Annotated in this window: 14 protein-coding genes; 12 read left to right on the top strand and 2 right to left on the bottom strand. The window is 60.2% G+C overall.

What is annotated here, in order from left to right:
• Window positions 1-6: 6 nt before the first annotated feature.
• From fabG to ACZ0AI_RS08180, 9 genes are all read left to right on the top strand, one after another.
• Complete coding sequence (gene fabG, locus ACZ0AI_RS08220) at window positions 7-750, top strand: 3-oxoacyl-ACP reductase FabG (RefSeq protein ID WP_463565320.1); 744 nt, start codon at window positions 7-9, stop codon at window positions 748-750.
• A gap of 192 nt (window positions 751-942) precedes the next feature.
• Window positions 943-1,179, top strand: a complete 237-nt coding sequence (gene acpP / locus ACZ0AI_RS08215; RefSeq protein WP_225833212.1) for an acyl carrier protein — start codon at window positions 943-945, stop codon at window positions 1,177-1,179.
• A 216-nt stretch (window positions 1,180-1,395) separates the two neighbouring features.
• A complete protein-coding gene (gene fabF / locus ACZ0AI_RS08210) occupies window positions 1,396-2,640 on the top strand; it encodes a beta-ketoacyl-ACP synthase II (RefSeq protein WP_463565319.1) in 1,245 nt (414 codons plus the stop codon).
• Window positions 2,640-3,452: an aminodeoxychorismate lyase gene (gene pabC / locus ACZ0AI_RS08205; RefSeq protein WP_463565318.1), complete on the top strand. Its 813-nt coding sequence runs from the start codon at window positions 2,640-2,642 to the stop codon at window positions 3,450-3,452. Before fabF ends, pabC begins: the two co-directional genes overlap by 1 nt.
• A 3-nt stretch (window positions 3,453-3,455) precedes the next feature.
• The gene (gene mltG / locus ACZ0AI_RS08200) at window positions 3,456-4,526 is read left to right on the top strand and encodes an endolytic transglycosylase MltG (RefSeq protein WP_463565317.1); all 1,071 of its coding nucleotides are present in this window, start codon (window positions 3,456-3,458) and stop codon (window positions 4,524-4,526) included.
• Complete coding sequence (gene tmk / locus ACZ0AI_RS08195; RefSeq protein ID WP_463565316.1) at window positions 4,523-5,155, top strand: dTMP kinase; 633 nt, start codon at window positions 4,523-4,525, stop codon at window positions 5,153-5,155. Before mltG ends, tmk begins: the two co-directional genes overlap by 4 nt.
• Entirely contained in the window at window positions 5,148-6,134 is a 987-nt protein-coding gene (locus ACZ0AI_RS08190) for a DNA polymerase III subunit delta' (RefSeq protein WP_463565315.1), read from the top strand. Before tmk ends, ACZ0AI_RS08190 begins: the two co-directional genes overlap by 8 nt.
• Window positions 6,135-6,168: 34 nt before the next feature.
• Window positions 6,169-6,525 carry a PilZ domain-containing protein gene (locus tag ACZ0AI_RS08185; RefSeq protein WP_225833197.1) on the top strand — a complete coding sequence of 119 codons (357 nt, stop codon included), beginning with the start codon at window positions 6,169-6,171 and terminating at the stop codon, window positions 6,523-6,525.
• Window positions 6,526-6,607: 82 nt separating this feature from the next.
• On the top strand, window positions 6,608-7,390 hold the full coding sequence (locus ACZ0AI_RS08180; RefSeq protein ID WP_463565314.1) for a TatD family hydrolase: 783 nt from the start codon (window positions 6,608-6,610) through the stop codon (window positions 7,388-7,390).
• A gap of 318 nt (window positions 7,391-7,708) precedes the next feature.
• Here the strand turns inward: ACZ0AI_RS08180 and ACZ0AI_RS08175 are convergent, their stop codons facing one another.
• Window positions 7,709-8,842 (bottom strand): aminotransferase class V-fold PLP-dependent enzyme, encoded by a 1,134-nt coding sequence (locus ACZ0AI_RS08175; protein ID WP_463565313.1) that lies wholly within the window; start codon window positions 8,840-8,842, stop codon window positions 7,709-7,711.
• Window positions 8,843-8,916: 74 nt separating this feature from the next.
• On the opposite strand from ACZ0AI_RS08175, the gene ACZ0AI_RS08170 reads away from it, so the two are divergent.
• From ACZ0AI_RS08170 to ACZ0AI_RS08160, 3 genes are all read left to right on the top strand, one after another.
• The gene (locus tag ACZ0AI_RS08170; RefSeq protein WP_225833189.1) at window positions 8,917-9,555 is read left to right on the top strand and encodes a TetR/AcrR family transcriptional regulator; all 639 of its coding nucleotides are present in this window, start codon (window positions 8,917-8,919) and stop codon (window positions 9,553-9,555) included.
• A 101-nt stretch (window positions 9,556-9,656) separates the two neighbouring features.
• On the top strand, window positions 9,657-10,262 hold the full coding sequence (locus ACZ0AI_RS08165; RefSeq protein ID WP_463565312.1) for a DUF4823 domain-containing protein: 606 nt from the start codon (window positions 9,657-9,659) through the stop codon (window positions 10,260-10,262).
• An 18-nt stretch (window positions 10,263-10,280) separates the two neighbouring features.
• The gene (locus ACZ0AI_RS08160; RefSeq protein WP_463565311.1) at window positions 10,281-10,847 is read left to right on the top strand and encodes a DUF1285 domain-containing protein; all 567 of its coding nucleotides are present in this window, start codon (window positions 10,281-10,283) and stop codon (window positions 10,845-10,847) included.
• Between the two features lie 45 nt (window positions 10,848-10,892).
• Here the strand turns inward: ACZ0AI_RS08160 and ACZ0AI_RS08155 are convergent, their stop codons facing one another.
• The gene (locus ACZ0AI_RS08155) at window positions 10,893-12,557 is read right to left on the bottom strand and encodes an electron transfer flavoprotein-ubiquinone oxidoreductase (protein ID WP_463565310.1); all 1,665 of its coding nucleotides are present in this window, start codon (window positions 12,555-12,557) and stop codon (window positions 10,893-10,895) included.
• Between the last annotated feature and the right edge of the window lie 39 nt (window positions 12,558-12,596).

The raw sequence follows: 12,596 nt of genomic DNA, 5'->3' as shown, positions 1-12,596 counted from the left end.
AATTCTATGAGTCTGCAAGGTAAGGTTGCACTGGTCACTGGCGCAAGCCGCGGTATTGGTCAGGCGATTGCCCTGGAGCTGGGTCGTCAGGGCGCTGTGGTCATCGGCACCGCTACGTCCGAGGCGGGGGCCGAGCGCATCGCTGCGATCCTCAAGGAAAACGGCATCGAAGGCACTGGCCTGATGCTCAACGTGAGCAACGACGAATCTGTTGTGGCCACTCTGGAAAAGATCCAGAAAGACTTCGGTCAGGTGCTGATTCTGGTCAATAATGCTGGCATCACCCGCGATAACCTCATGCTGCGCATGAAGAACGATGAGTGGTATGACGTCATTGATACCAACCTCAACAGCCTCTATCGTTTGTCGAAGGCAGTACTTCGCGGTATGACCAAGGCGCGTTTCGGGCGTATCATCAACATCGGTTCGGTGGTGGGTGCCATGGGCAACGCTGGCCAAGTGAACTATGCAGCGGCCAAGGCTGGCCTCGAAGGTTTCGGTCGTGCGCTGGCTCGTGAGGTTGGTTCGCGTTCGATTACCGTGAATGCGGTGGCACCGGGTTTCATCGATACCGATATGACCCGTGAATTGCCGGAAGCACAGCGTGAAGCGCTGCTGACACAGATTCCGCTGGGCCGTTTGGGGCAGGCACAAGAGATCGCCAACGTGGTTTCTTTCCTTGCTTCCGATGGTGCAGCTTACGTCACAGGGGCTACTATCCCTGTGAACGGCGGGATGTACATGAGCTGAATACGGGCGATGCCATCGGCGAACGTCTTCGATTCGATACAAACTTGGTAGCAAAATTGCTGGTTTGCATGAAGGGTCGTTGAGGTATTTCCGTGGCTGCCATCGGCTTTCAGCTTGAAAAGCCGAAAACCCTTTCTATACACTTGCCGGCACAACCAGCTGGCTGGATTTGTCCAATAGGAGTGACAACACGTGAGCACCATCGAAGAACGCGTCAAGAAAATCGTTGCCGAGCAACTGGGCGTGAAAGAAGAAGAAGTAACCAACAGCGCTTCTTTCGTTGAAGACCTGGGTGCCGACTCTCTTGACACCGTTGAGCTGGTGATGGCTCTCGAAGAAGAATTCGAGACCGAGATCCCGGACGAACAAGCCGAGAAGATCACCACCGTTCAGGAAGCAATCGACTACGTTACTACGCACGCGCAGTAAGTAGTTCGTCGTTTCCCGAATTGGAAAAGCCGCACGTCTGTAAAGGCGTGCGGCTTTTCTTTGACGGTTCGCTGTAGCCGCAAGAGAAGCGCCGATGGCGTTTGTCTGTTCGGGTGAAATTGCACCTCGAGCCAATCGCCGGATGATCAATCTGCCTGTGCAATGGCTTGCCAGGTGCATCAAGGCGTCGAAAAACCTGATTAAGAGGAGATTGCTGTGTCGCGTAGACGCGTCGTGGTTACCGGTATGGGCATGTTGTCGCCGCTGGGTAACGATGTGCCGAGCAGCTGGCAGGGCATTCTGGCCGGCCGTAGTGGCATCGGCCTGATCGAACACATGGATCTTTCTGCCTATTCCACTCGCTTTGGTGGTTCGGTAAAGAATTTCGATGTCGAGCCGTATCTGTCCGCCAAAGAGGCGCGCAAGCTCGATCTATTTATTCAGTACGGTCTGGCGGCAAGCTTTCAGGCAGCGCGTGATAGCGGCCTGGAAATTACCGATGCCAACCGTGATCGCATCGGTGTGGCGATGGGCTCCGGAATCGGCGGCCTGACCAACATCGAGAACAACTGCAAATCGCTGCTTGAGCAGGGGCCACGGCGAATTTCGCCGTTCTTCGTGCCAGGCTCGATCATTAATATGATTTCCGGTTTCCTGTCGATCCACCTCGGTCTGCAGGGGCCTAACTATGCTATCGCCACCGCTTGCACGACCGGTACCCACTGTATTGGTATGGCTGCTCGCAACATTGCCTATGGCGAGGCCGACGTGATGATCGCTGGCGGTGCCGAGATGGCTGCCTGCGGCCTGGGCATGGGGGGCTTTGGTGCTGCACGAGCCTTGTCCACCCGCAACGACGAGCCGACCAAGGCCAGTCGTCCTTGGGATAAGGGGCGTGACGGTTTCGTCCTGTCCGATGGCGCTGGTGCGCTGGTACTCGAAGAGCTGGAGCACGCTAAGGCGCGTGGTGCCACCATCTATGCCGAACTGATCGGTTTCGGCATGAGCGGCGATGCCTTCCACATGACCTCTCCGCCCGAAGACGGTGCCGGTGCTGCCCGCTGTATGACTAACGCGTTGCGCGATGCCGGCATACAACCTTCTGACGTGCAGTACATCAATGCCCACGGCACCTCCACCTCGGCTGGCGACAAGGCCGAAGTATCGGCGATCAAGTCGGTGTTCGGTGAGCACGCTCACTCCGTTGCAGTAAGCTCGACCAAGTCGATGACCGGCCACTTGCTCGGCGCAGCCGGTGCGGTGGAGGCCATCTTCTGCGTGTTGGCGCTGCGTGATCAGGTAGCGCCGCCGACCATCAATCTGGATGAGCCGGACGAGGGTTGTGACCTGGACTTCGTGCCTCACGAAGCGCGCAAGATGCCGATAGAAGTGGCGCTGTCCAATTCCTTCGGATTTGGTGGAACCAACGGCTCACTGGTATTCCGTCGGTACGCCGATTGATGTTCAGTTGGGTCGACGGTCAGCCGGCCACGACGCTGCCTCTGGTGGATCGTGGTCTGGCTTACGGTGATGGCCTGTTCGAAACCATCGCAGTAAGGGGCGGTCAGCCCGTGCTGCTTGAGCGTCACCTGGCGCGGGTTACTGCGGGTTGTGCGCGATTGCGTATCGACCTGGATGCAGCTCAGTTACGTCGCGAGCTGTCTGCCTTCTGCGCCGAGCTGGGGCAGGGCGTTGCCAAGCTGATCGTTACCCGTGGTGACGGCCAGCGGGGGTACGCCCCTTCTGCCGGAGCGCCGCGGCGCATTCTTCAGGCTGGCGCCATGCCGGCATACTCGCCGCAGCATGGCGAGAGCGGCATCCGCCTATTCCCCTGTGAAACACGCCTGGCCGAGCAGCCGCTGCTGGCCGGTCTCAAGCACCTCAATCGCCTGGAGCAAGTGCTGGGCCGTGCCGAGTGGCAGGGTGGCGAGTTTGCTGAAGGATTGATGCGCGATGTGTCGGGGCGCGTGGTCGAGGGCGTGTTCAGCAACCTGTTTCTGGTGCGTGATGGTGTGCTGTCGACGCCTGAACTGTCGCGCTGCGGTGTTGCGGGTGTGATGCGTGCCGAGCTACTGGAGCAGGCGCAAGCCCTGGGGATTGCCTGTCAGGCACGCGATATCGAATTGCACGAACTGCTGGCCGCAGACGAAGTCTTTCTCTGCAACAGCCTGTACGGCGTATGGCCGGTTCGTGAGTTGCAAGACCGTCACTGGTCGGTCGGGCCTCTCACCCGTAAACTGCAGGCCATTGCCCGTCATCTACTGGACTGCTGATTCGTGATTCGCAAATTACTGTTGGTGCTGGAAATTGCTGTGGTACTGGCTGCCCTGACTCTGGGCTTTGCTGCCTGGCAACAGCACCGCGCCCTCGAGCAGCCCCTGGTGCTCCGCGAGGAACGCCTGATCGAGGTGCCGGCGGGCGCTACCCCTGGCGGCGTGCTCAACCGTTTGGAAGCCGATGGTGTGATCGACGGTGCTTTTTGGCTGCGCCTGTACTGGCGCTTCAACCTGCAGGGCCAGCCGCTGCACAGCGGTGAGTACCGTCTGACGCCTGACCTGCGGGCACGCGACCTGCTCGATCTGTGGCGCCGCGGCGAAGTGGTGCAATACAGTCTGACGCTGGTCGAAGGCTGGAGCTTTCGTCAGGTGCGTGCAGCCTTGGCGCGTCAGGACAAGTTGGAACTGACCCTGAGCGAGCTGAGCGATGCTGAACTGATGGCCAAGCTCGGCCAGCCTGGGCTCAACCCCGAAGGGCGCTTCTTCCCTGATACCTACCGCTATGTGCGCGGCATGAGCGACCTGGATCTACTCAAACAGGCCCATAAGCGGTTGCAGTTGGTACTCGACGAGGAGTGGGAAGGCCGCTCCAAATCGCTGCCGTACAAGGATGCATACGAGGCGCTGATCATGGCTTCGATGATCGAGAAGGAAACCGGTGTTCCCGAGGAGCGCGGGGAGATTGCCGGCGTGTTCGTGCGGCGTCTGGCTATCGGTATGCGCTTGCAAACCGATCCGACGGTGATCTTCGGCCTTGGTGAGCGCTACCAAGGGCGCATCACGCGCGCTCATTTGCGTGAGCCGACGCCCTACAACACCTATACCATCGACGGCATGCCGCCGACGCCGATCGCTCTGGTCGGCCGTGAGGCGATCCATGCGGCGTTGCATCCGCAGCCAGGCAAGAGCTTGTACTTCGTTGCCCGTGGTGATGGCAGTCACGTCTTTTCGGAAACCCTCGACGCACACAACCGTGCCGTCCGTGAATACCAGTTGAAGCGCCGTGCGGACTACCGTTCCAGCCCGGCGCCGATTCCCCGCAACAGCGATAGCGATAAGGACAACCAGTGAGCGGCTTGTTTATCACCCTGGAAGGCCCTGAGGGCGCCGGCAAGAGCACCAATCGAGAGTACCTGGCGGCGCTGCTGCGCGAGCAGGGGATCGATGTGCTGCTGACCCGTGAACCCGGCGGTACGCCACTGGCCGAGCGAGTACGCGAGCTGCTCCTGGCGCCCAGCGATGAGCCCATGGCCAGCGATACCGAGCTGTTGCTGGTATTCGCCGCGCGCGCTCAGCATCTCGCCCAGGTGATCGTGCCGGCGCTGCAGCGTGGTGAAGTGGTTCTTTGTGATCGGTTTACTGACGCGACTTACGCCTATCAGGGTGGCGGTCGCGGCCTGGATGTCGAGCGCATTGCCCAGTTGGAAAACTTCGTCCAGGGCACGCTGCGTCCGGATCTGACCCTGGTGTTCGATCTGCCGGTCGAGGTCGGCCTGGCGCGCGCGGCAGCCCGCGGTCGTCTGGATCGCTTCGAGCAGGAAGGCCGCGAGTTCTTCGAGGCGGTGCGCAGCACCTACCTGCAACGGGCCAAGGCCGAGCCGGCGCGCTATCGCATTATCGATGCCGCCCAGTCACTCGAGGCCGTGCAGCGTGATCTCGATGCACTGCTGCCACAATTGCTGGAGCTGCAGCGTGGCTGATGTCTATCCCTGGCAGACCGAGCTCTGGCAGCAACTGGCCGGGCGGACCCAGCACGCTCATGCCTACCTGCTGCACGGCCCCGCAGGCATTGGCAAGCGCGCGCTCGCCGAGCGTTTGATGGCGCTTTTGCTGTGCAAGTCGCCAGAGGCGCAGCAAGCCTGCGGCCACTGCAAATCCTGCCATTTGCTCGCGGCGGGCAGTCACCCAGATAACTACGTGCTCGAGCCGGAAGAGTTCGATAAGCCGATCAAGGTCGATCAAGTGCGTGCACTGGTCAACTTTGTTGTACAGACCGCTCAATTGGGTGGGCGCAAGGTGATCCTGATCGAACCCACCGAAGCGATGAACCTGAATGCTGCCAACGCGCTGCTCAAGAGTTTGGAGGAGCCATCTGGCAACACGGTACTGTTGTTGATCAGTCATCAGCCAAGCCGCCTGCTGCCGACCATCAAGAGTCGATGCGTGCAGCAGGCGTGCCCCTTGCCAAGCGAGGCGATGAGCCTGCAGTGGCTGAGCGAGGCGCTGCCTGACAGTGGCGAGCAGGACATTCGTGAGCTGCTGTACCTGGCCGCCGGTTCGCCACTGGCGGCGGTAAGGTTGCAGGCGCAAGGTGTGCGCGAGCAGCGTGCGCTGGTTGCCGAGGGTGTGAAAAAGCTGCACAAACAGCAGATTTCCGCCAGTCAGCTGGCCGAGAGCTGGAGCACGGTGCCCTTGCCGTTGTTGTTCGACTGGTTCTGCGGCTGGGCTCATCTGATTCTGCGTTACCAACTGACGCAGGATGAACAAGGCCTTGGCCCGGCAGATATGGGCAAGGTCGTGCAATACCTGGCGCAGAAGACGCCGCAGGCTAAAGTGCTGCAGATTCAGGAGTGGTTGCTGCAACAGCGTCAGAAAGTGTTGGGCAAGGCCAACCTTAATCGTGTGCTGCTTCTCGAAGCCTTGCTGGTTCAGTGGGCAAGCCTGCCTGGACCGGGCTAGAATCGACCCCACGTCACGACATCAGGAATCACGCATGAGCTTGCCACCGAATCTGGGGCCCCGTAACGGCATTCTGTCCCTGACCATCAAGGACAAATCTGTGCTTTATGCCGCCTACATGCCCTTCATCAAGAACGGCGGCCTGTTCATCCCCACGAACAAAAGCTACAGACTCGGCGATGAGGTGTTCATGCTCCTCAACCTGATGGACGAGCCGGAAAAGATCCCGGTCGCCGGCAAGGTCGTATGGATCACCCCGAAGGGCGCCCAAGGCAACCGCGCCGCAGGTGTGGGCGTGCAGTTCAACGAGGGCGACAACACTGCCCGCAACAAGATCGAGACTTACCTGGCCGGCGCCCTCAAGTCCGATCGCCCCACCCATACAATGTAATCACTGCAAGCCACCAGCCGCGAGCGACAAGTAAGCATCGACTTGCTTGCGGCTCGATGTTTGCCGTTGGAGGCTTTACCCCATGCTCATCGATTCCCACTGCCATCTTGATCGTCTCGATCTGACCGCTCGCGGCGGTTCCCTGGACGAAGCGCTGGCCGCCGCACGCGCACGCGGTGTTGGCCATTTTCTATGTATTGGCGTGAGCGCCGATAACGCGGCCACTGTTCGTGATCTGGCGCAGCGTTATGCCGATGTCGATTGCTCGGTTGGCATCCACCCGCTCGATCTCGACGCCGGAAACGCGCCGGCACTGGACTGGCTGCTTGCCGAGATGGATCACCCTGGTGTGGTCGCCATTGGCGAGACGGGTCTTGATTACCACTACGAGCCGGAAGCCGCCCAGTTGCAGCAGGAGGCTTTCCGCCTGCATCTGCAGGCCGCGCAGATCACCGGAAAACCAGTGATCGTGCACACCCGCGAAGCCCGCGCCGATACCCTTGCATTGCTGCGTGAGGCGGCATTGCCACAGGCTGGTGTGCTGCACTGCTTTACCGAGGATTGGGAAATGGCCAAGGCGGCGCTGGATATCGGTTTCTATATTTCCCTGTCCGGCATCGTCACCTTTCGCAATGCTGATGCATTGCGCGAAGTCGCCCGTCAGGTGCCGGCGGATCGTTTGCTGGTAGAAACCGATTCACCTTATCTGGCGCCGATCCCGCACCGTGGCAAGCCCAACCTGCCGGAATATGTGCGCGATGTCGCCGAGTACTTGGCGGTGCTGCGTGGCGTCAGTTACGAAGAGCTGGCGCGACAAACGGGCGAGAACTTCAAGCGGCTGTTCCCCCTGGCTCGTGTGGCCTGAGCACCTTCTGAGTCAAGCGCTTGAGGAGTCTGCGGTTGGCTATCAAAAAAGCTGGGGGCGATTGTGGCATTGCGTGCAATGGCCCCTTTGAACAGGCGTCTTGGGACGTTAGGTAATGTAGGTCAAAAAAAACCCGGCTTCGGGACGGAATCCGGGTCAAGACCATTAGGAGCCAAGCGAAGTGCGCGATCCTCGGCACTTCGGCCGCCGCAACATTTGGGGGATATGCCGCGCCGGTACCTTGAGTATTGGTCATGTATGGTAGACGTCCACTCCCGGTTTAAACGGATTTGGAATACGTTTCTCGTTGCTGAGTGCTCATTTGGTGGCGAGGTGCTGCAGCCGCTTCAGGGTGTGTTCGATGACCCGTGGTTCGGTGTAAAAGTGTGGCGACAGACGGATGCCACCCCCGCGCTGGGCGCAGATGATCTGTTCGCTCTTGAGGCGCTCGTGCAGGGCCCGATTGTCCCAGCCGTCCAGGGAAAATGTGAGAATACCGGCGCGCTTCTCGCGCTCGATTACGCTGCGCATTTGTACACCGGGGATGCCCTGTAGGCCGTCGAGCAGCCACTGCACGCGCTCATGCACGGCCTGTTCGACACTCGGCATGCCGACCTCTTCAAGCAGTGATAGGCTCGCTTCCAGCGCCATGGCGCCGAGCATGTTGGGGCTACCGCATTCGAAGCGTCTGGCGCTGCGGGCCGGCCGCCAGTCATCACGGTCATAGTCGCCGGCGTGCTCGAGCATGTGCCAGCCATATTCGTGCAGAGTCAGTTGCTCGCGCAGATCCTGTCGGCAATAGAACACGCCCAGGCCTTCCGGGCCAAGCAGCCACTTGTGGCCGTCGGCCATGGCAAAGGCGCAGCGGCTGCTCTGCACGTCCATGCTCATGGCGCCCAACTGCTGGATGGCATCGATGCAGAGCAGAACGCCGCGCTGCTCACAGCCGGCCCCCAGGCGTTGCAGATCCAGGCGCAAGCCGCTGGCGTACTGCACCGCACTGATGGCCATCAGGCGGGTGCGTGGCGTGCAGGCGGCGAGCAGGGCGCTTTCGGCATCGCCGTCCTGCAGGTTGACTTGAACGACTTCAACGCCCTGCGGGCGCAGTGCTTCCCAGACGATGCGGTTGGAAGGGAATTCCTCGGTGCTGATGATGATCTGGTCACCGTCGCGCCAGTCCAGGCCGAAAGCCACGAACGACAGGGCTTCCGAAGTGTTCTTGAGCAGCGCGATGTCGGCTCGCGAGGGCGCGTTGAGCAGGCGTGCCAGGCGTTCACGCAGGCGACGTTCTGTTTCCAGCCATTGCGGATAATCACGCGCGCCAGTGCTGATGTTCTCGCGGGCGAAGCGCTCTACGGCCCGTGCGGTGCGTGCCGGCCAGGGTGCGACTGCAGCGTGGTTCAGGTAGTAGAGGTCAGCCGGTTGGGGAAACTCGTCGATGATGGCATTCATGAGCGCGTGATCCGTGCAATTTGGCGTTAGTTAGGCATAATACCGGACTTGAATTCCGACCTTGTCATTTCCTTATGCAGAAAGAACCCCGCAAGATCCGTGAGTTTCGCCGCCGCGAGCAGGAGATTCTCGACATTGCCCTGAAACTCTTCCTCGAGCAGGGCGAGGACAGCGTGACTGTGGAGATGATTGCTGACGCCGTGGGTATCGGCAAAGGCACCATCTACAAGCATTTCAAGTCGAAGGCGGAGATCTACCTGCGGCTGATGCTCGACTACGAGCGTGATCTGAACGAGTTGCTGCATTCGTCCGATATTGACCGTGACAAGGAAGCACTGTCGCGGGCCTACTTCGAATTCCGCATGCGTGACCCGCAACGCTACCGGTTGTTCGACCGCCTCGAAGAGAAGGTGGTCAAGGGCAATCAGGTGCCCGAGCTGGTCGAGCAGCTGCACAGCATTCGTGCCTCCAACTTCGAACGGCTTACCCAGCTGATCAAGGGCCGCATCAGCGAGGGCAAGCTCGAAGACGTGCCACCGTACTTCCACTACTGCGCTGCCTGGGCGTTGGTGCATGGGGCCGTGGCGCTTTATCACTCGCCGTTCTGGAGCAATGTGCTGGAAGATCAGGAAGGCTTCTTCCAGTTCCTTATGGATATCGGCGTGCGCATGGGCAACAAGCGCAAGCGCGACAGCGAGACGCCTCCCGCCTGACACGTGCGACCCGATTCTGGCTGCGAGTAAGCCGACTGGCGCGAAACCTGCTTGGAGCAGTCATTCGCCGGTTTTCCGTCGCCGGTGTCGGGAGAGTTCACATGCGTAATCTGTTCGCCCTGGCCATATTGCTGAGCCTGGCTGGCTGCATGAATGTCAGCGACATGGCCGATGGCGCCACTTACCACCTGCGCGATGCGGGCGTGCTGGATCACAGCAAGGTACGGCGTTCGGCGTCCTGGCGGCTGCAGGGTGATTCGTTCATCTACATTGCCCAGGGCCACTTCGCGCCAAGTGGCAAACACGCATACCCACGGCCCAACGTAGTGGCCGAGGAAGCATTCCGCGGCTTCGTCGAATACTTCCCCATGGTACGCCGCGCCAGAGCCCCCGTCGGCCTGGACGAGGCGCTGGGTGAGGCCCGCGCCGCCGGTGCCCACTATCTGCTCTACACCCGATTCGCCTATGCCGATGACCGTATCGGCACCATGGAGGAGTGGGAAGATCAGGAGGCTTTCGATCGGCTCGGTACCGACCGCAGCGTGCTGCAGCTGATGCTGATCGAGACCAATACCCGTTATCTGGTGGACACTGCGCGGATTCGCAGTCGTGGCGGATTCCTGACGTTCTACGACGCCAGGCCTGAAGACCTGATCCGGGCGCCGCTTGAGGATTATGCGCGTACACTTCTGGGTTTCAGCCGCTAAGCAAACCTCGGAGGTGTGATGAGCGAGGGCGACAAAACCGGTGATCTGCTGGCGCAGATTCCGCCAGCAGGCAGCAAGGGCATGCCGCCCGTGCACCTGTGGAATCCGGATTTCTGTGGCGATATCGACATGCGTATCGCCCGCGACGGCTCATGGTTCTACATGGGCACGCCCATTGGTCGGCCAGCCATGGTACGGCTGTTCTCGACGATCATTCGCCGTGATGGCGACGATTACTTTCTGGTCACGCCGGTAGAAAAGGTCGGCATCAAGGTTGATGACGCGCCTTTCGTGGCGGTCTCCGTGCAGGTGTCGGGGAAGGGTGAAGGGCAGGTGCTGCGCTTCGTCAACAATGTCGGCGACGAGGTCGAGGCGGGTGCCGAGCATCCATTGCGGGTAGAACTGGATGCGCAGACACAGGAGCCATCGCCCTATGTGAACGTGCGGGCCAACTTGGAAGCGCTGATCCATCGCAACGTTTTCTACCAGTTGGTCGAGCTGGCGCAAACTCGTGAAATCGACGGCCAGCCCTGGCTGGGCGTGTGGAGTGGTGGCGTGTTCTTTCCTATCGGGCCGCTGGAATAGCGCCCATGAAAAAGGCTCCCAAGGGAGCCTTTTTCAGTTCAGCACTTACATGTTGGGATAGTTAGGCCCGCCAGTCCCTTCCGGCGCCACCCAGGTGATGTTCTGGGCCGGGTCCTTGATGTCGCAGGTCTTGCAGTGCACGCAGTTCTGCGCGTTGATCTGGAAGCGTTTGCTGCCATCGTCATTGGCGACCACTTCGTACACGCCGGCCGGGCAGTAGCGCTGCGCCGGCTCGTCATACAGCGGCAGGTTCTTGTCGATCGGAATGCTCGGGTCGGCCAGCTTGAGGTGGCAGGGCTGCTCCTCTTCGTGGTTGGTGTTGGAGAGAAACACCGAACTCAGTTTGTCGAAGCTGAGCTTGCCGTCCGGTTTCGGGTAATCGATCTTCTTGCTCTGTGCCGCAGGCTTGAGGCAGGCGTAATCCGGCTTGTTGTCATGCAGGGTAAATGGGATCTTGCCACCGAAGAAGTTCTGGTCGAGCCAATTGATGCCGCCGCCAACCACCGCGCCGAACTTATGGATGGCTGCCCCGAAATTGCGGCTGCGGAACAGTTCATCGTATAGCCAGCTTGCCTTGAATGCGTCGACATAGTTACGCAGTTCATCACCGCCTTCGCGGCCAGCCGCCAGCGCTTCGGCAATCGCTTCAGCGGCTAGCATGCCGGACTTCATCGCAGTGTGGCTGCCCTTTATCTTGGCCACGTTCATGGTGCCGAGGTCACAGCCAATCAGCGCGCCACCGGGGAAAACCATTTTCGGCAGTGCGTTGAGCCCGCCCTTGCTGAGGGCGCGAGCACCATAGGAAACGCGCTTGCCACCTTCAAGATATTGCTTGAATACCGGGTGGTGTTTGAGGCGCTGGAACTCATCGAAGGGCGACAGATATGGGTTGGAGTAGGAGAGGTCGACGATCAGACCGACTACTACCTGGTTGTTCTCCAAATGATAGAGGAAGGATCCGCCGGTGTTTTCCGTACCTAAAACATCCAGCGGCCAGCCAGCAGTGTGCACCACGAGGCCTTGCTGATGCTTGCTTGGGTCGATATCCCAGATTTCCTTGAGACCAATACCGTAGTGCTGGGCGTCGGCTTCGCTGGCCAGATCAAACGTGCTGATCAGTTGCTTGCCAAGGTGGCCACGGCAGCCTTCGGCGAACAGCGTGTACTTGGCGCGCAGTTCCATGCCTGGGGTGTAATAGCCTTCCTTCGGGTTGCCTTCACGGTCGACACCCAGGTCGCCTGTGACGATGCCGCGCACCACGCCGCTTTCATCGATCAGCGCTTCCTGAGCGGCGAAGCCCGGGTAGATTTCCACGCCGAGATTCTCCGCCTGCTGGGCCAGCCAACGGCACAGATTGCCGAGGGAGATGATATAGTTGCCTTCGTTGTGCATGGTCTTGGGCACGAAGAAGCCCGGAACCTTGACGGAGCTGTCGGCATCTTTCAGCACGTAGATGTCGTCGCCTTTGACCGGCGTATTCAGCGGCGCGCCCAGTTCCTTCCAGTCGGGGAACAGTTCGTTCAGGGCTCGCGGTTCGAAGACCGCGCCGGAAAGGATGTGGGCGCCCACTTCGGAGCCTTTCTCTACCACGCAGACGCTGATTTCCTGGCCAGCCTCGGCGGCCTTCTGCTTCAGGCGACAAGCGGCGGACAGGCCGGCAGGGCCGGCGCCGACGATGACGACGTCGAACTCCATAAATTCGCGTTCCACGGGCTATCTCCTCATCAGGGCTCTCTAATTTTTCATGGC

The organism is Pseudomonas sp. AC355 (assembly GCF_979258205.1).
The sequence above is the reverse complement of the archived record's forward strand: the minus strand, read 5'-3'. Positions and strand labels throughout refer to the sequence as shown.

Excerpts from the sequence above, each read along its gene's own strand:
- fabG (WP_463565320.1), top strand. The coding sequence starts at position 7 with ATGAGTCTGCAAGGTAAGGTTGCACTGGTCACTGGCGCAAGCCGCGGT.
- pabC (WP_463565318.1), top strand. The coding sequence starts at position 2,640 with ATGTTCAGTTGGGTCGACGGTCAGCCGGCCACGACGCTGCCTCTGGTG.
- ACZ0AI_RS08185 (WP_225833197.1), top strand. The coding sequence starts at position 6,169 with ATGAGCTTGCCACCGAATCTGGGGCCCCGTAACGGCATTCTGTCCCTG.
- ACZ0AI_RS08180 (WP_463565314.1), top strand. The coding sequence starts at position 6,608 with ATGCTCATCGATTCCCACTGCCATCTTGATCGTCTCGATCTGACCGCT.
- ACZ0AI_RS08175 (WP_463565313.1), bottom strand. The coding sequence starts at position 8,842 with ATGAATGCCATCATCGACGAGTTTCCCCAACCGGCTGACCTCTACTAC.
- ACZ0AI_RS08170 (WP_225833189.1), top strand. The coding sequence starts at position 8,917 with ATGCAGAAAGAACCCCGCAAGATCCGTGAGTTTCGCCGCCGCGAGCAG.
- ACZ0AI_RS08165 (WP_463565312.1), top strand. The coding sequence starts at position 9,657 with ATGCGTAATCTGTTCGCCCTGGCCATATTGCTGAGCCTGGCTGGCTGC.
- ACZ0AI_RS08160 (WP_463565311.1), top strand. The coding sequence starts at position 10,281 with ATGAGCGAGGGCGACAAAACCGGTGATCTGCTGGCGCAGATTCCGCCA.